This window comes from Streptomyces sp. NPDC046308 (assembly GCF_055588065.1).
Genome location: NZ_JBVJFB010000003.1, coordinates 228,393 through 242,516, shown reverse-complemented (window position 1 = coordinate 242,516; position 14,124 = coordinate 228,393). Strand labels below are relative to the sequence as shown.

Annotated in this window: 12 protein-coding genes; 7 read left to right on the top strand and 5 right to left on the bottom strand. The window is 72.8% G+C overall.

All coding sequences use genetic code 11. The features are described from left to right. The first annotated feature begins 1 nt into the window (after position 1). From gatA to gatB, 3 genes are read left to right on the top strand one after another with little or no spacing between them, the layout of a single operon-like run. Positions 2-1,495: an Asp-tRNA(Asn)/Glu-tRNA(Gln) amidotransferase subunit GatA gene (gatA, locus tag ACZ6JT_RS14940; RefSeq protein ID WP_469209962.1), complete on the top strand. Its 1,494-nt coding sequence runs from the start codon at positions 2-4 to the stop codon at positions 1,493-1,495. Then, positions 1,492-1,737, top strand: coding sequence for a hypothetical protein (locus ACZ6JT_RS14935; RefSeq protein ID WP_360903907.1), 246 nt, complete (start codon positions 1,492-1,494; stop codon positions 1,735-1,737). The genes gatA and ACZ6JT_RS14935 overlap by 4 nt, the downstream gene beginning before the upstream one ends. Positions 1,738-1,753: 16 nt before the next feature. Then, positions 1,754-3,265 carry an Asp-tRNA(Asn)/Glu-tRNA(Gln) amidotransferase subunit GatB gene (gatB, locus tag ACZ6JT_RS14930; protein WP_469209960.1) on the top strand — a complete coding sequence of 504 codons (1,512 nt, stop codon included), beginning with the start codon at positions 1,754-1,756 and terminating at the stop codon, positions 3,263-3,265. 228 nt (positions 3,266-3,493) lie between these two features. Here the strand turns inward: gatB and ACZ6JT_RS14925 are convergent, their stop codons facing one another. The 3 genes from ACZ6JT_RS14925 to ACZ6JT_RS14915 all read right to left on the bottom strand — a co-directional run bounded on the left by ACZ6JT_RS14925 (position 3,494) and on the right by ACZ6JT_RS14915 (position 8,280). Beyond that, positions 3,494-5,371 carry a protein kinase domain-containing protein gene (locus tag ACZ6JT_RS14925; protein ID WP_469209958.1) on the bottom strand — a complete coding sequence of 626 codons (1,878 nt, stop codon included), beginning with the start codon at positions 5,369-5,371 and terminating at the stop codon, positions 3,494-3,496. A 171-nt stretch (positions 5,372-5,542) separates the two neighbouring features. Next, positions 5,543-6,142, bottom strand: coding sequence for a GNAT family N-acetyltransferase (locus ACZ6JT_RS14920; RefSeq protein ID WP_469209956.1), 600 nt, complete (start codon positions 6,140-6,142; stop codon positions 5,543-5,545). Continuing rightward, complete coding sequence (locus ACZ6JT_RS14915; protein ID WP_469209954.1) at positions 6,139-8,280, bottom strand: penicillin acylase family protein; 2,142 nt, start codon at positions 8,278-8,280, stop codon at positions 6,139-6,141. Before ACZ6JT_RS14915 ends, ACZ6JT_RS14920 begins: the two co-directional genes overlap by 4 nt. A 76-nt stretch (positions 8,281-8,356) precedes the next feature. Between ACZ6JT_RS14915 and ACZ6JT_RS14910 the strand changes: the two genes are divergently transcribed. Next, positions 8,357-9,097 (top strand): siderophore-interacting protein, encoded by a 741-nt coding sequence (locus ACZ6JT_RS14910; RefSeq protein ID WP_469209952.1) that lies wholly within the window; start codon positions 8,357-8,359, stop codon positions 9,095-9,097. A gap of 32 nt (positions 9,098-9,129) precedes the next feature. Here the strand turns inward: ACZ6JT_RS14910 and ACZ6JT_RS14905 are convergent, their stop codons facing one another. Both ACZ6JT_RS14905 and ACZ6JT_RS14900 read right to left on the bottom strand, forming a co-directional pair. Next, the gene (locus ACZ6JT_RS14905; protein WP_469209951.1) at positions 9,130-9,630 is read right to left on the bottom strand and encodes a DinB family protein; all 501 of its coding nucleotides are present in this window, start codon (positions 9,628-9,630) and stop codon (positions 9,130-9,132) included. Positions 9,631-9,790: 160 nt separating this feature from the next. Then, the gene (locus tag ACZ6JT_RS14900) at positions 9,791-10,594 is read right to left on the bottom strand and encodes a GNAT family N-acetyltransferase (protein ID WP_469210697.1); all 804 of its coding nucleotides are present in this window, start codon (positions 10,592-10,594) and stop codon (positions 9,791-9,793) included. A 60-nt stretch (positions 10,595-10,654) separates the two neighbouring features. On the opposite strand from ACZ6JT_RS14900, the gene ACZ6JT_RS14895 reads away from it, so the two are divergent. The 3 genes from ACZ6JT_RS14895 to ACZ6JT_RS14885 all read left to right on the top strand — a co-directional run bounded on the left by ACZ6JT_RS14895 (position 10,655) and on the right by ACZ6JT_RS14885 (position 14,062). Then, positions 10,655-11,089: a cupin domain-containing protein gene (locus tag ACZ6JT_RS14895; RefSeq protein WP_469209949.1), complete on the top strand. Its 435-nt coding sequence runs from the start codon at positions 10,655-10,657 to the stop codon at positions 11,087-11,089. Positions 11,090-11,218: 129 nt separating this feature from the next. Further along, on the top strand, positions 11,219-13,468 hold the full coding sequence (locus ACZ6JT_RS14890) for an MMPL family transporter (RefSeq protein WP_469209947.1): 2,250 nt from the start codon (positions 11,219-11,221) through the stop codon (positions 13,466-13,468). Between the two features lie 39 nt (positions 13,469-13,507). Continuing rightward, complete coding sequence (locus ACZ6JT_RS14885) at positions 13,508-14,062, top strand: GNAT family N-acetyltransferase (RefSeq protein WP_469209945.1); 555 nt, start codon at positions 13,508-13,510, stop codon at positions 14,060-14,062. Positions 14,063-14,124: the final 62 nt, after the last annotated feature.

Here is a 14,124-nt window from a genome sequence, read left to right as displayed (position 1 = left end):
CATGGTCGACATCATCAAGCTCACGGCCGCCGAGACCGCCGAGAAGATCGCCTCCGGCGAGCTCACGGCCGTCGAGGTGACCGAGGCCCACCTGGCCCGCATCGACGCCACCGACGAGAAGGTCAACGCCTTCCTGTACGTGGACCGCGAGGGCGCCCTCGCGCAGGCCCGCGCCGTCGACGCCAAGCGCGAGCGCGGCGAGAAGCTCGGCCCGCTGGCCGGCGTCCCGCTCGCCCTCAAGGACATCTTCACCACCGTCGGGGTCCCGACCACCGTCGGTTCGAAGATCCTCGAAGGCTGGATCCCGCCGTACGACGCCACCCTGACGCGCAAGCTGAAGGAAGCCGACGTCGTCATCCTCGGCAAGACCAACATGGACGAGTTCGCCATGGGGTCCTCCACCGAGAACAGCGCCTACGGCCCCACCGGCAACCCCTGGGACCTCACCCGGATCCCCGGCGGCTCCGGCGGCGGTTCCGCGGCCGCCCTCGCCGCCTTCCAGGCCCCGCTCGCGATCGGCACGGACACGGGCGGCTCCATCCGCCAGCCCGCCGCCGTCACCGGCACGGTCGGCGTGAAGCCCACGTACGGCGGCGTCTCGCGCTACGGCATGGTCGCCTTCTCCTCCTCCCTCGACCAGGGCGGGCCCTGCGCCCGTACGGTCCTGGACGCGGCGCTCCTGCACGAGGTCATCGCGGGCCACGACCCGATGGACTCCACCTCCATCGACGCCCCGGTCCCGCCGGTCGTCGAGGCCGCCCGCAACGGCTCGGTCGCCGGCATGCGCGTCGGCGTCGTCAAGCAGTTCGCCGGCGAGGGCTACCAGGCCGGCGTCGTCCAGCGCTTCAACGAGTCGGTGGAGCTCCTCAAGGAGCTCGGCGCCGAGATCGTCGAGCTGGACTGCCCGTCCTTCGACCTCGCGATGGCCGCGTACTACCTGATCGCGCCGTCCGAGTGCTCCTCGAACCTGGCCCGCTTCGACGCCATGCGCTACGGCCTGCGCGTCGGCGACGACGGCACCCGGTCCGCCGAGGACGTCACCGCCCTGACCCGCGAAGCCGGCTTCGGCGACGAGGTCAAGCGCCGCATCATCCTCGGCACGTACGCGCTCAGCTCCGGCTACTACGACGCGTACTACGGCTCCGCCCAGAAGGTCCGCACCCTCATCTCGAAGGACTTCGAAAAGTCCTTCGAGCAGGTCGACGTGATCGTCTCCCCGACCACCCCGACCACCGCCTTCCCCATCGGCGAGCGCACCGACGACCCCCTCGCCATGTACCTCGCGGACCTGTGCACCATCCCGACCAACCTGGCCGGCAACTCCGCCATGTCGCTCCCCTGCGGCCTGGCACCGGAGGACGGTCTCCCGGTCGGGCTCCAGATCATCGCCCCGGCGATGAAGGACGACCGGCTCTACAAGGTCGGTGCCGCCGTCGAGGCGGCCTTCGTCGCACGCTGGGGTCACCCGCTGCTTGAGGAGGCACCGTCCCTGTGAGCACCAGTGCACTGTCCAAGGCCAAGGGCTTCAAGAAGTCCAAGACCGGCACCTACCTGTCGATCGGCACCACCGCCTTCGGCGCGATCAGCGTGATCAAGCAGGTCAAGAAGGCCCGCAGCGAGCACGACGTGCTGAAGCTGGTCGACGCCGCCGTGTCCGCCGCCGCCATCGTCACCGGCCTCGCGATCCTGTACCGCGAGCTGAAGCGCCTGGGCGACGACGACGTCCTGCTGGGCTGAGAGGGAAAGTTTCACCGTGACCACCTTCACCGAACTGCTGTCGTACGAGGACGCTCTCGCCTCGTTCGACCCCGTCATGGGCCTCGAGGTCCATGTCGAGCTCGGCACCAGGACCAAGATGTTCTGCGGCTGCTCCACCGAGCTGGGCGCCGAGCCCAACTCGCAGACCTGCCCGACCTGCCTCGGCCTGCCCGGCTCGCTCCCGGTCGTCAACGCGATCGGCATCGAGTCGGCCATCAAGATCGGTCTCGCGCTGAACTGCGAGATCGCCGAGTGGTGCCGCTTCGCCCGGAAGAACTACTTCTATCCGGACATGCCGAAGAACTTCCAGACCTCCCAGTACGACGAGCCCATCGCCTTCAACGGCTACCTGGACGTCCAGCTGGAGGACGGCGAGATCTTCCGCGTGGAGATCGAGCGCGCCCACATGGAGGAGGACACCGGCAAGTCGCTGCACGTCGGCGGCGCCACCGGCCGTATCCACGGCGCGTCCCACTCCCTGCTGGACTACAACCGCGCCGGCATCCCGCTCATCGAGATCGTCACCAAGCCGATCGAGGGCGCGGGCGCGCGGGCTCCCGAGGTCGCCAAGGCGTACGTCGCCGAGCTGCGCGAGGTCATCAAGGCGCTCGGCGTCTCCGAGGCCCGCATGGACAAGGGCCAGATGCGCTGCGACGTGAACCTGTCGCTGCGCCCGACCCCCGAGTCCGAGTTCGGCACCCGCAGCGAGACGAAGAACGTCAACTCGCTGCGTTCCGTCGAGCGCGCCGCGCGCTTCGAGATCCAGCGCCACGCGGCGGTGCTCTCGTCGGGCGGCTCGATCGTGCAGGAGACCCGGCACTTCCACGAGGAGGACGGCTCCACCACGGCCGGCCGCATCAAGGACAACGCCGAGGACTACCGGTACTTCCCGGAGCCCGACCTGGTGCCCGTCGCCCCGGCCCGCGCGTGGGTCGAGGAGCTGCGCGCGGCGCTGCCCGAGATGCCGCGCGTGCGCCGCAACCGGCTCCGCGAGGAGTGGGGCGTCAGCGAGCACGACATGCAGTCGATCCTCAACGCGGGCGCCGTCGACTCCATTGTCGCCACCATCGAGGCGGGCGCCGACTCGGCCGCCGCGCGCAAGTGGTGGATGGGCGAGCTGGCCCGCAACGCCAACGAGCAGGGCGTCGTGGTCGACGAGCTGCCGATCACCCCGGTCCAGGTGGCCCGGGTCGCGGCCCTGGTCGCCGACGGTTCGCTCAACGACAAGCTGGCCCGCAAGGTCCTCGAAGGCGTCCTCGCCGGCGAGGGCACCCCGGACGAGGTCGTCGAGAAGCGCGGCCTGAAGGTCGTCTCGGACGAGGGCGCGCTCGGCGCGGCCGTTGACGAGGCCATCGCGGGCAACGCCGCCATCGCGGACAAGATCCGCGGCGGCAAGATCGCCGCCGTCGGCGCCCTGGTCGGCGCGGTCATGAAGACCACCCGCGGCCAGGCCGACGCGGCCCGCGTCAAGGAGCTCATCCTGGAGCGCCTGGGCGTCTCCGAGTAACCCTCCCGCACGCACAGACGGCCCCGCACCGAATCCTCCGGCGCGGGGCCGCCCTGCGTGCAGACCGTGTCCGGCCTGATCGCGCGCCCATGACGAGCTGCGGGAGAACCGGGCGCTGCGGCGCACGTGCTACGCGAACCTCAACCGGGACGGTCGGCAGCCGGTCCCAGGAGCCGTCCCGGTGCAGGTTGCAGGCGCTCGTAGGCTCCCCGGGAGGCCACCGCTTCGTCAGCGCGTGAGCTGGGGGGCGGCGATGACCACCTTGCCCATGTCACAGCCGGCGTCCACCTTGATGCGCAGCCGGAGGGCGCCGTTCACCTCCACCCTCTTGGTGATCGGCTTGCCGAGGGCGACGAGTTCGGAGAAGGCGGCCGGCTGGCCGTCGAGCGAGACGCTGACGCGCCCCTTCTCGTTGGTGGAACCGTCGTCGATGCCGGCCGTGAAGTCCAGGAACTTCCACTCGCGGTTGAGGTCGAACTCCGCGATCGCGTCACCGTTGCAGCCCAGGTCGGCGATGAACGCCGCGCCGTACTGCTTGGTGTTGATCTTCGCCGCCCCCACCGCGAACTCGCCCAGGCCGTTCACGGGGTTCATGACGGTCAGATCGGCCGCGTTGACGCCGGGCGCGGTGCCGTTCGCGGGCTTCGACGCGGTGGCGGTGGGCTCCACGAGGGTGTCGGTCGAGGCCGAGGGGCTGCCGGCGTTCGGGGTCGGCGTCGCGTCCGGGGAGGACGGCTGCCGGCTGGAGGCGGCGGCCACCGGTCCGTCCGCGCCCGAGGCCTGCCCCGTGTCCCGGCCCTTGTCCTTGTCGCCCAGCAGCTGTACGCCGGCCACCGCGAGGGCCGCCAGTACCAGCACCGTGGCCACCGAGCCCAGGACCAGGCCGGTCCGCCGCTTCTTCGGGCGCACGGGCTCCCCGGCCGGGGCCGGGGCCGGGGCCGGTACCGGTGCCGGGTTCAGGTTGTACGTCGGCCCGTACCCGGCGGGCACGGCCGACGGCACCGGCTCCGCGGCGGCCGTCGCCGCCGGATCGGGCACCGTCTCCGGGACGGGCTCTTGGGTCGCCGCCGGAACCGCGTGCGCGGTCGGGGTGCGGGCGGGCGGCGGCGCAGCCACCGGCGGCGGGCTCACGGGCTGCGGCGGGGCCACGGGCTGCGGCGGGACGGCCGGGAGCGGCGGGGCCCCCTGGACGGCCCGCTGCGAGGTGGAGGTGGTCGTGGAGACCACCGCGTGGCGGACGTCCTTCATCCAGCCGGCCAGGTTCACCGGCCGCTTCCCCGGGTCGGCCGCGTAGATCGAGGCGATCCGCGCCCGCTGCTCGGCGTCCAGCACGGCGATCTGCGGCAGCGCCGTCAGCGCCTGCGCCAGCTGCTCCGGGGTCGCGGGCGGTGACTGCCCGCTCAGCAGGAAGTAGGCGATCGCCCCGAAGGCGTACCGGTCCGTCCCCGGCGTCCGCTTGCCGTCGAAGACCTCCGGCGCCGCGTAGCCCGGGGTGAACCAGACCTCCGCCGTCTGGTGGTCGGCGGTCAGCTTGCTGAGGCCGAAGTCCACGAGCGTGGCCTGCCCGTGGGCGTCGACCATCACGTTGCCGGGGGAGAGGTCGCCGTGGATGACCTGGCGCCCGGACGGCGTGGCCTTCCCCGAGTGCAGCCAGTCCAGTACGTCGGCCAGCTGCTCCAGGGTCCGCATCACCTCGCGCCGCTCGGCGGCGGTCGCGAGCGTCCGCTCGGCCCGCCAGTCCCGCAGGTCCAGGCCGTCGACGTGGTTCATCACGAGGACGAGCGCCCGACCCGTCAGGGTCGAGGACTCACCGGGCCGGTGGATGGGCGGACCCTCGAAGTGCTCGCGCACGCCCACGACGCCGGGCCGGTGGACGAAGCGCAGCAGTTCCGCCTGCTCGTTCCACTTCTGGCTGATGCGGTCGAAGATGTCGGGCGTGATCGTCGTCTTGGAGTCGAGCACCTTGACGACCACGGGCTCGGATCCGCCGGCGAGCTCGATCTCCGCGAGATAGAGCACGGCCTCCCCACCGCGTCCGATGGACCGGAGCAGACGGTACCGGTCCGCTGCCGAGTCGGGTCCGATGTGCAGGTTCTGACTGGTCAATGTCCCCCACCTCAACGTGCTTTGAGAGGCCATCAGCTTCCCGGGGGATGCGTACGGGGTCAATCGGAATCGGAAATCCTGGTGAGAAGCACCCGACCGGGCGCCCGGCGAGCGCAACCGCCTTCCGGGCAGGTGCCGTTCGCCGGACGCCCGGCCGGGCGGGCGAACCGCTCAGCGGCCCGCCGGCGCGTCGAAGAACGCCAGCCGGGCCGACTTCGCCGGGAGGTAGACCTCGGGCAGGTCGATCTCCGGGAGGACGACCTCCGGTCCGAGCACGAAGCCGGTGCGCTCCAGGCGGGCGATGGCCTTGGTGTTGCGGGCGTCCGGTTCGACGACCAAGCGCCGTACGGCGCCGTCGGAGAACAGGAAGGCGATGAAGACGGCCATCAGGGCCCCGGTGAAGCCGCGCTCGGCCGCGCCCTCGGTCGGGCCGATCAGCAGGTGCGCGCCGACGTCCCCGGGCCGGACCTCGTAGCACTCGCTGACGCGGTCCTCGGCGCAGTCGTACGTCTGGAACAGCGCGACCCGCTCACCGTCGCGGCTGACCATGAAGGCGTGGTGGGTGGTGCGGCGGTCGACGTCCTCGTAGATCTCCTGGACCAGTTCGCGGCCGGCCTCGGTCATGCCCCAGAAGCGGGCCCGCTCCTGCGTGACCCAGCTGTGGATCAGCGCGGAGTCGGCGGCCGGGTCGACGGGCGTGATGGCGACGGTGCCGAAGCCCTCGACGACCTGCGTGTGCACGGGCTGTCGGACGGAGGGGGCGGAGGTCATATCGATTCCTTGGTGAGACGGGTCCAGTCGGTGACGACGGGGACGAGTTCGCAAGCGGCCCACAGGGGGAGCTGGTCGCGGTGGTGGGGTGAGCCGGTGACGCCGTCCGCACCCAGCGGGACCACCCAGAGGCTGTCCTCGCGGCGGGCGAGGTCCCAGACGTAACGGGCCGCCGACGCGCGGGCGGTGAGGTCGGTGAAACCGGGCACGGTGGAGGTGGCGTTCACGCAGTCGTGGTCGCCGCCGAGACCCGGCCACTGCGCGGCCTCCGCGTCGGGCACGGCCTGCCAGGGGGTCAGGCGGTGCACCTGCGACCAGGGGGTGTCGGGGGTGTCGGCCGCGGCCGTCTCCTCCAGGGCGGCCCGGACGTGCGCCGCACGGTCGAGGCCGGGGACGAGGGAGGTGGTGAGCAGGCCTTCGAGGGCGTAGCCGATCTTCGGGACCAGGTACAGCCACGGGTGGAAGACGGCCGGGCCCGCGGGCGCGCCCCACAGCCCCTCGAAGACCGGGTCGGCGGCGAAGCGGCGTACGGTCGCGCTGCGGAAGGCCGAGAAGACGGTGGCGTCGGTGCTGTCGGCCGCCATGTGCCGGTCCCAGGCCAGCAGTCGGGTGCGCAGGGCCGCCGCCGCGGGGGTCAGGTCCTCGAGGGCGGGCAGCAGGGCGAGCAGGGGCTCGGCCGAGGCGAGGTAGGTGTCCCGGTGTACGTCGGCCATCGCCTTCGGGGACCAGTCCGCGGAGCCGCTGAGCAGCTCGCGGATGCGGTTGGCGCGGTGCGGGGGCGCGAACTCCACGCCGAGCGGGGAGGCGATCCCGCGTGCGTTGGCCATCACGGCGAAGCCCTGCACGGGTTCGGCGGGGGTCGGGGCCCAGTCCTGCCAGGCGTGCCGCGGGTCCCAGGCGGGCACGGGGCGCAGCCGGTTGGTGGGGTGGCGCAGCGGCACGGCGCCCGCGACGCGGTGCAGCAGGCCGCCCTCGGTGTCGGCGGCGTGGACGACGTTGACCGGCTCGGCCCAGCCGTCGAAGGCGCGGTCGATGTCGGCGACGGTGCGGGCGCGCAGGAGCGCGGGGAGGGCGGCGAAACCGAGGTCCCGGCGGACCCGGGGCGGGTAGCGCAGGGAGAGGGTCTGCGCGCTGCCGTCGTCGTGGGCCGCGGCGTGCGCGTCGGCCCCGGTGTCCCCGTCCGCGTGGATGATCACGGGGCCGCGGGCGGTCTCCAGGACCTCCACCTCGACGTCCTCGCCGCCGGCCACGGTGATGGTCTCGGTGTGGCGGGCCACGGGCTCCCAGGCGCCGTCCGGTCCCAGGGCCTCGACGACGTCGTCGGCGCCGCGGCGCAACTGCTCGATGTACAGGTCCTGGTAGTCGGACATCGCGTTGGTGATCGCCCAGGCGGCGGTGCCGGTGTGGCCGAAGTGGCCGAGGCCGGGCACGCCGGGGACGGCGAGGCCGAGGACGTCGTAGTCCGGGCAGGAGAGACGTATCTGCTGGTAGACGCCCGGGTCCTCGATGAACCGGTGCGGGTCGCCCGCGATGATCGCCGAGCCGGAGGCGGTGCGGTCGCCCGGCACCAGCCAGCCGTTGCTGCCGGCGGTGCCGGGGCCGTCGGTGGCGAAGAGGGTGACCGCCTCGTCGCCGAGGGCGCGGGCGACGCGCTCGCGCCACAGCTTGGTGGGGAAACCGGCGAACAGGATGTGGGTGGCGGTCCAGACGGCGAGCGGGACCCACGGCTCCCAGGGGGCGGGGGTGAGGCCGGTGCGGGCGAAGCGTTCGTCGCGGGCGGCGCCGGCGGCGAGCCCGTCGTTGACGCCGTCCACGTACGCGCGGACCCAGGCGGCGGTGCCGGGATCGTCGGCTTCCAGGGCCTCGTGGCAGAGGCGGGCGGTGTCGGCGAGGCGGCTCTGGCGGGCGAAGCGGTCCCAGCCGACGGACTCCGCGCCGAGGAAGGAGGCGCTGGTGCCCTGGGCGCGGTGCCGCTCCACCTCCAGCTGCCAGGCGCGGTCGAAGGCGGTGACGCGGCCCTGCGCGTAGGCGAGTCGGAGCTCGTCGGACGCGCGGAGGTGGGGGACGCCCCAGGGGTCGCGGAAGACCTCGTACGACGCGGCGCTCTCCGCGTCGTTCTCGCCGCTCACACTGCTCACGCTGCTCACACTCTTCCCCAAGGTGCATTAGGTTAGGCTCGCCTAACTATAAACGCGCGCGGGGGAGGGGCCGGACATGGCTGTCGACAAGGGCTGGGAGGGCGTGGTCCTGAAGCTCATGCGGGGCAAGGACTTCACGTTCACGGTCACCGGGGCGCAAGACGTCACGGAGCACTACCGCCGCGTGTACTTCACCGACGGCGGGCTGCTGGCGGCCGCCGGCGCGTCGCTGCACCCGACGATGTGGGTGCGGGTCTGGTTCGAGGGCGCGGGCCGTCCGCACCAGCGCGCCTACACGCTCGTCGACCCGGACCCCGAAGCGGGCACCTTCTGCCTCGAGTTCGCCCTGCACGAGGGGGTCGCCAGCGCCTGGGCGCGCGGCGCCGAGCCGGGGGACACGATCGAGGCCACCGTCCAGGGCACCGGATTCACCGGCCCCGTCCCGGCCCCCGAGCGCCTGCTGGTCATCGGCGACCCGGCCTCCCTCCCAGCGGTCAACTCGCTGATGGACGCCTACCCGCAGACCCCGGCGACCCTCTGGTTCGAGACGCAGCACGCCTCGGACGCGCAGCTGCCGGTCCGCGGGGACGCGGCACTGCGCGACGTCCGCCGCGTGCCGCGGGGCGGCACGGCGCTGGCCGACCGGGTCCGGGCCGAACTCCCGGAGCTGCTCGGCGACCCGGAGTCGGCGTACGTCTGGCTGGCCTGCGACACGGTGACGACGCGCGCCCTGACGGCGTACCTGCGCAAGGACCTCGCGCTGCCGAAGCACCGCGTGAACGGCCTCGGGTACTGGCGGCCGGGCACGGGCGGCTGAGCCGGAGCGCCGGTGGCTGCGCCGCCCACCCCCTAGGCGCCGGTGGCACCGTCGAGTGCCTCGCGGAGGAAGTCGGCGTGGCCGTTGTGGCGGGCGTACTCGTGGATGAGGTGGAGCATGACCAGCCGCAGCGAGGCCTCCTCCTCCCAGCTCGGTACGTACGCCGTCACGTCCAGGGAGTCGGCCGCGGACTCGATACGGCGGGCGTGCGCGACCTCCTCCCGCCAGGCGGTGAAGGCCTCGGTGCGGGTGGAGCCGGAGGCGTCGTAGGCGGCTTGGAAGTCGTGGGTGTCCGACCACAGGTGCGCGAGCTCCTCGCCGTTCAGGACGCGGCGGAACCAGTGCCGCTCGACCTCGGCCATGTGCCGGACCAGCCCCAGCAGGGACAGCGTGGACGGGGGCATCGAGCTCCGGCGCAACTGCTCGTCGGTGAGGCCCTCGCACTTCCAGGCGAGGGTGGCCCGGTGGTAGTCGAGAAAGGCCCGGAGGGTCTCGCGCTCGTTGCCGGTCAGGGGCGGGCTGATGCGTTCCATGCGGGCGATCCTGCCCGTTGATCCCCGGCCGGGGAACCCCGTCGGGGAGCCGACTGCCCGGGCGCCGCACACGCGCCGCGCCGTCGTACGCGGCGCCCACCGGCGGAGCTTGCCCGGCAGGCGGCCCCGCCCGCGGCGGACCGGACCTCCCCGCCGCGCGTCAGGCGGCGCCGCCGGCCGTCCACATGTACGGCACCGTCACGCCCAGGACCCCGAAGCCCAGCCGCTCCAGGATCGGACGGCTGTCGTCCGACGCGTCCACCTGTAGATACGGGATGCCGCGCTCCGCCGCGATGCGGGCGCGGTAGGCCACCAGCAGGCGGTAGATGCCGCGGCCGCGCCACTGCGGGACCGTGCCGCCGCCCCACAGGCCGGCGAATGCCGTCCCCGGCCGCATCTCCATCCGGGCTGCGCTCACCGGGGTGTCGCCCGCCATCGCCAGCACCGCGGCGATGTTCTCCGGCTCGTTGCGCACCTGGTCGAGCAGATGCTCCCGGATCCGCGGCCGCTCGGTGCCGAAGGCCCCCGCGTGGACCTCCATCATGAGGTCGACCCCGGCCTCGTCCGTCACCACCCGCAGCGTGATCCCCTCGGGCGGCTCCACCGGCAGCCGGGCGAGCTCGGCCGCCCGGCCCACCATCAGGGTCTCCGGCGGCTCCGGTACGAAGCCGGCCGCACGCAGCCGCTCCCCGAGATCGGCCGGCCCGTCGTAGTCGTACAGCTTCCACTCGAACTCGGCACACCCCCGGCCGGCGAAGAACGCCACCTGCGCCGCGATCTCCGCATCCGCGCTCTCCTCGTCGAGGTCCGACCAGAGCACGCCGTTCCAGCCGAGCCCGGGCACGCTGTGCCGTACGACCCGCCCCACCCGCTCCACCCGGGCCTGAGCGCTGTCCGACTGCGCCCCCTCGCGCACCTCGGCGTCGAAGCGGGCGCGCACCTTCAGGAGTTCTTCAAGATCCATCGTCATCGTCCCAGCTCACCAGTGTCCGGCCGCCCGCCACAACTGCATTAGCCTCACCCCGTGAACGACTCCACCATCTACACCGGCAAGGCCGCCCCCGACGCCGCCGCCGACCGCGGCTGGCTGCTGGGCCACTTCAAGGACCCCGCCGATCCCCGTCACAGCGAGGACGTGGAGATCAAATGGGGTGTCCACCCGAAGGGAGACGAACGGGAGCGGTGGGCGACCGCCGAGCGGCGCACCGCACTGCTGGTCCTGATCAGCGGTCGCTTCCGGCTGGAGTTCCCGGGGCGGACCGTCGTCCTCGCCGAGCAGGGGGACTACGTGCTCTGGGGCCGCGGCGTCGACCACTCCTGGTACGCCGAGGAGGACGCGGTGGTCCTCACCGTCCGCTGGCCCTCGATCCCCGGCTACCGGGTGGACGAGCCTTCCCTGTCCTCCTGTGACGATGCACACGAAACGGGCCAACGATCACGAAACGCTGAGATCGTGTAGGTGTAGACCATCTGGGCCCAATCCCCCGGGGCGATCCCCCGGGCCGTCGGCCCGGTCTTCACGAGTTCATGCGTTCTTTGCGACGGGCCGCCTCCCGGTGAAGACCCGAACCATCAGGGAGCACGTCCGTTGGCAGGAATCGCGCGCTGGTGCATGCGCCACCGTCTCCTCACCGTCCTGATCTGGCTGCTCGCACTCGGTGGGACCGCGGCGGCCGCGGCCACCGCGGGAACGGCGTTCTCCAACGACTACGAGGTCCCCGGGACCGAGTCCGGCAAGGCGAACGACCTCCTCCGCGAGGGCTTCCACGGCCAGGGCGGCGACACCGACACCATCGTGTGGCGGGCCCCGGACCATCAGAGCGCGCGCACCCCGGACATCGAGCGGCGCATGACCCGCGCACTAGACGCCGTCGCCGCGCTCCCGGGTGTCGGCTCCGTCGCCGGACCCTACGGCCCCGGCCCCGAGAGCTCCGCACGGATCAGCCCCGACGGGCGCACCGCCTATGCCGTGGTGACCTTCGACCAGCACGCGGACTCCGTACCCAAGGCCGAGGCCGAGGCCGTCGTCGACGCGGTCAAGAACCCCGCCACCGAGACCGACGGGCTCCAGGTCGAACTGGGCGGCCGCGCCATCCAGCTCACCGAGGCGCCCACCGCACACCTCGCCGAGGTCATCGGCGTGGCCGTCGCGGCCCTGGTCCTCTTCCTCGCCTTCGGCTCGCTCGCCGCGAGCCTGCTGCCCATAGCGACCGCCCTCGTCAGCGTGGGCACCGCCTATTTCGGCATCACCCTCCTCGGGCACGCCATGCCCGTCGCCGACTTCGCCCCGATGCTCGGCACCCTCGTCGGCCTCGGCGTCGGCATCGACTACGCCCTCTTCATCGTCACCCGGCACCGCAGGGGCCTCGCGCGCGGCCTCCCCGTCGACGAGGCCGCCGAGAACGCCGTCGCCACCACCGGCCGGGCCGTCGTCTTCGCCGGCGCCACCGTCTGCATCGCCCTGCTCGGCATGCTCGTGCTGCGGCTGAACTTCCTCAACGGCGTCGCGATAGCGGCCTCCGTGACGGTCGTCCTGACGGTCGCCGCCTCGGTCACCCTGCTGCCCGCCCTCCTCTCGTACATCGGAACGCGCGCCCTTTCGGGCCGCGAGCGCCGCAGGCTCGCCGCCGAGGGCCCGCGGCCCGCGCAGCCCTCCGGCTTCGCCGCCCGCTGGTCCGTCTTCGTGGAACGCCACCCCAAACTGCTCGGCCTCCTCGCCACCGCGGTCATGCTGGTGCTGGCCCTGCCCACCCTCTCGCTCCACCTGGGCACCTCCGACCAGGGCAACAACCCGGCCGGCTCCACCACCCGCAAGGCCTACGACCTGCTGGCGGACGGGTTCGGGCCCGGCACGAACGGCCCGCTCACCGTCGTCGCCCGGCTGGACGGCGCCGGCGACCGGCTCGCCGTCGACCACCTCGCGGACGCGCTCCGCCGGACGGACGGCGTCGCCTCCGCCGGCCCCGCCGTCCTCAACCGCAGCGGGGACACCGCCGTCCTGACCGTCGTACCGGACTCGGCCCCCCAGTCCCGGGCCACGAGCGACCTCGTCGACACCCTCCGCCGGGACGTCATCCCGCGCGCCGGGCACGGCAACTCCATGGAGGTCCACGTCGGCGGTGTGACCGCCGCCTACGACGACTTCGCCGAGGTCATCATCGGCAAGCTGCCGCTCTTCGTCGCCGTGGTCATCGCCCTCGGCTGCGCGCTCCTGCTGCTGGCCTTCCGGTCCATCGGCATCCCGGTGAAGGCGGCGGCCATGAACGTCGCAGCCGTCGCCTCCTCCTTCGGCGTCGTGGTCGCGATCTTCCAGTGGGGCTGGGGGAGCGAACCGCTGGGGCTCGGCAGCGCCGGACCCATCGAACCCTTCCTCCCCGTGATCATGGTGTCCGTCCTCTTCGGACTGTCCATGGACTACCAGGTCTTCCTCGTCAGCCGGATGTACGAGGAGTGGCTGGAGACGGGCGACAACCGGCGGGCCGTGCGCGTGGGCCTCGCCGAGACCAGCCGGGTCATCAATTCGGCCGCCGTGATCATGATCTCCGTCTTCCTCGCCTTCGTCCTCAGCGGCGACCGGATCATCGCGATGTTCGGCATCGCGCTCGCGGCGGCCGTGGCCCTCGACGCCTTCGTGCTGCGCACCCTCCTCGTCCCCGCCCTCATGCACATGCTCGGCGGAGCCAACTGGTGGCTGCCCGCCTGGCTCGACCGGCGGCTGCCCAGGATCAGCATCGAGCCCCCCGAACGCCGCCCGCATGCGAAACTTCCGGCACAGCGGCCCGCCGCGGTCCCCGCCACGAGCGAGGACGGCGCCGAGCCCGCCACCACCTCCCGGTGATCCGGCCACCCGCCGTCCGAGACCCAAGGAAGACCGCGCATGTTCTCGATAGACCTCGCCGACGACGCCCAGCTGTTCCCGCTCGAGGCCCGGCACGCCGAGGAGTTCTTCGCCCACATCGAACGCGGCCGTGAGTTCATCGGCCAGTACGTCGGCTTCCCCGACCGCTCGCCCGACCTCGAATCCGCCAGGGCCTTCCTGGCCAAGTACGCCGTGAAGGCGGGGGAGGACGGCGCCCGGTTCTTCGGCATCCGGCTCGACGGCACCCTCGTGGGCGGGGTCCTCTTCCCGGCCTTCGACGCGGACGGCGGCAACTGCGAGATCGGCTGCTGGCTGGAGCCCGCCGCGGCCGGCCGGGGCCTGGTGACCAAGGCCTGCCAGGTCCTGATCGACTACGCCTTCGGCGAGCGCGGCATGCACCGCGTCGAGTGGCACGCCGCCACCGGCAACAAGAAGAGCCTCGCGGTGGCCGAGCGCCTCGGCATGACCCGGGAAGGCGTCATGCGGCAGAACTACCTGCACCGCGGCGTCCGCCAGGACACCGAGGTCTGGTCCCTCCTCGCCCATGAGTGGTCCGCGGCCCGCTCCGCCTAGCCCGGATCGACCGCCCGCCGGTCCGGGCCCCGCCGGTCCGGGCCCCGCCCACCGCGGAGCCC

What these genes read in the sequence shown, in the direction of transcription:
- gatA (WP_469209962.1), top strand. Translation starts at nt 2, where the DNA reads ATGGTCGACATCATCAAGCTCACGGCCGCCGAGACCGCCGAGAAGATC.
- ACZ6JT_RS14920 (WP_469209956.1), bottom strand. Translation starts at nt 6,142, where the DNA reads ATGACCTCCGCCCCCTCCGTCCGACAGCCCGTGCACACGCAGGTCGTC.
- ACZ6JT_RS14910 (WP_469209952.1), top strand. Translation starts at nt 8,357, where the DNA reads ATGGCTGTCGACAAGGGCTGGGAGGGCGTGGTCCTGAAGCTCATGCGG.
- ACZ6JT_RS14905 (WP_469209951.1), bottom strand. Translation starts at nt 9,630, where the DNA reads ATGGAACGCATCAGCCCGCCCCTGACCGGCAACGAGCGCGAGACCCTC.
- ACZ6JT_RS14900 (WP_469210697.1), bottom strand. Translation starts at nt 10,594, where the DNA reads ATGGATCTTGAAGAACTCCTGAAGGTGCGCGCCCGCTTCGACGCCGAG.
- ACZ6JT_RS14885 (WP_469209945.1), top strand. Translation starts at nt 13,508, where the DNA reads ATGTTCTCGATAGACCTCGCCGACGACGCCCAGCTGTTCCCGCTCGAG.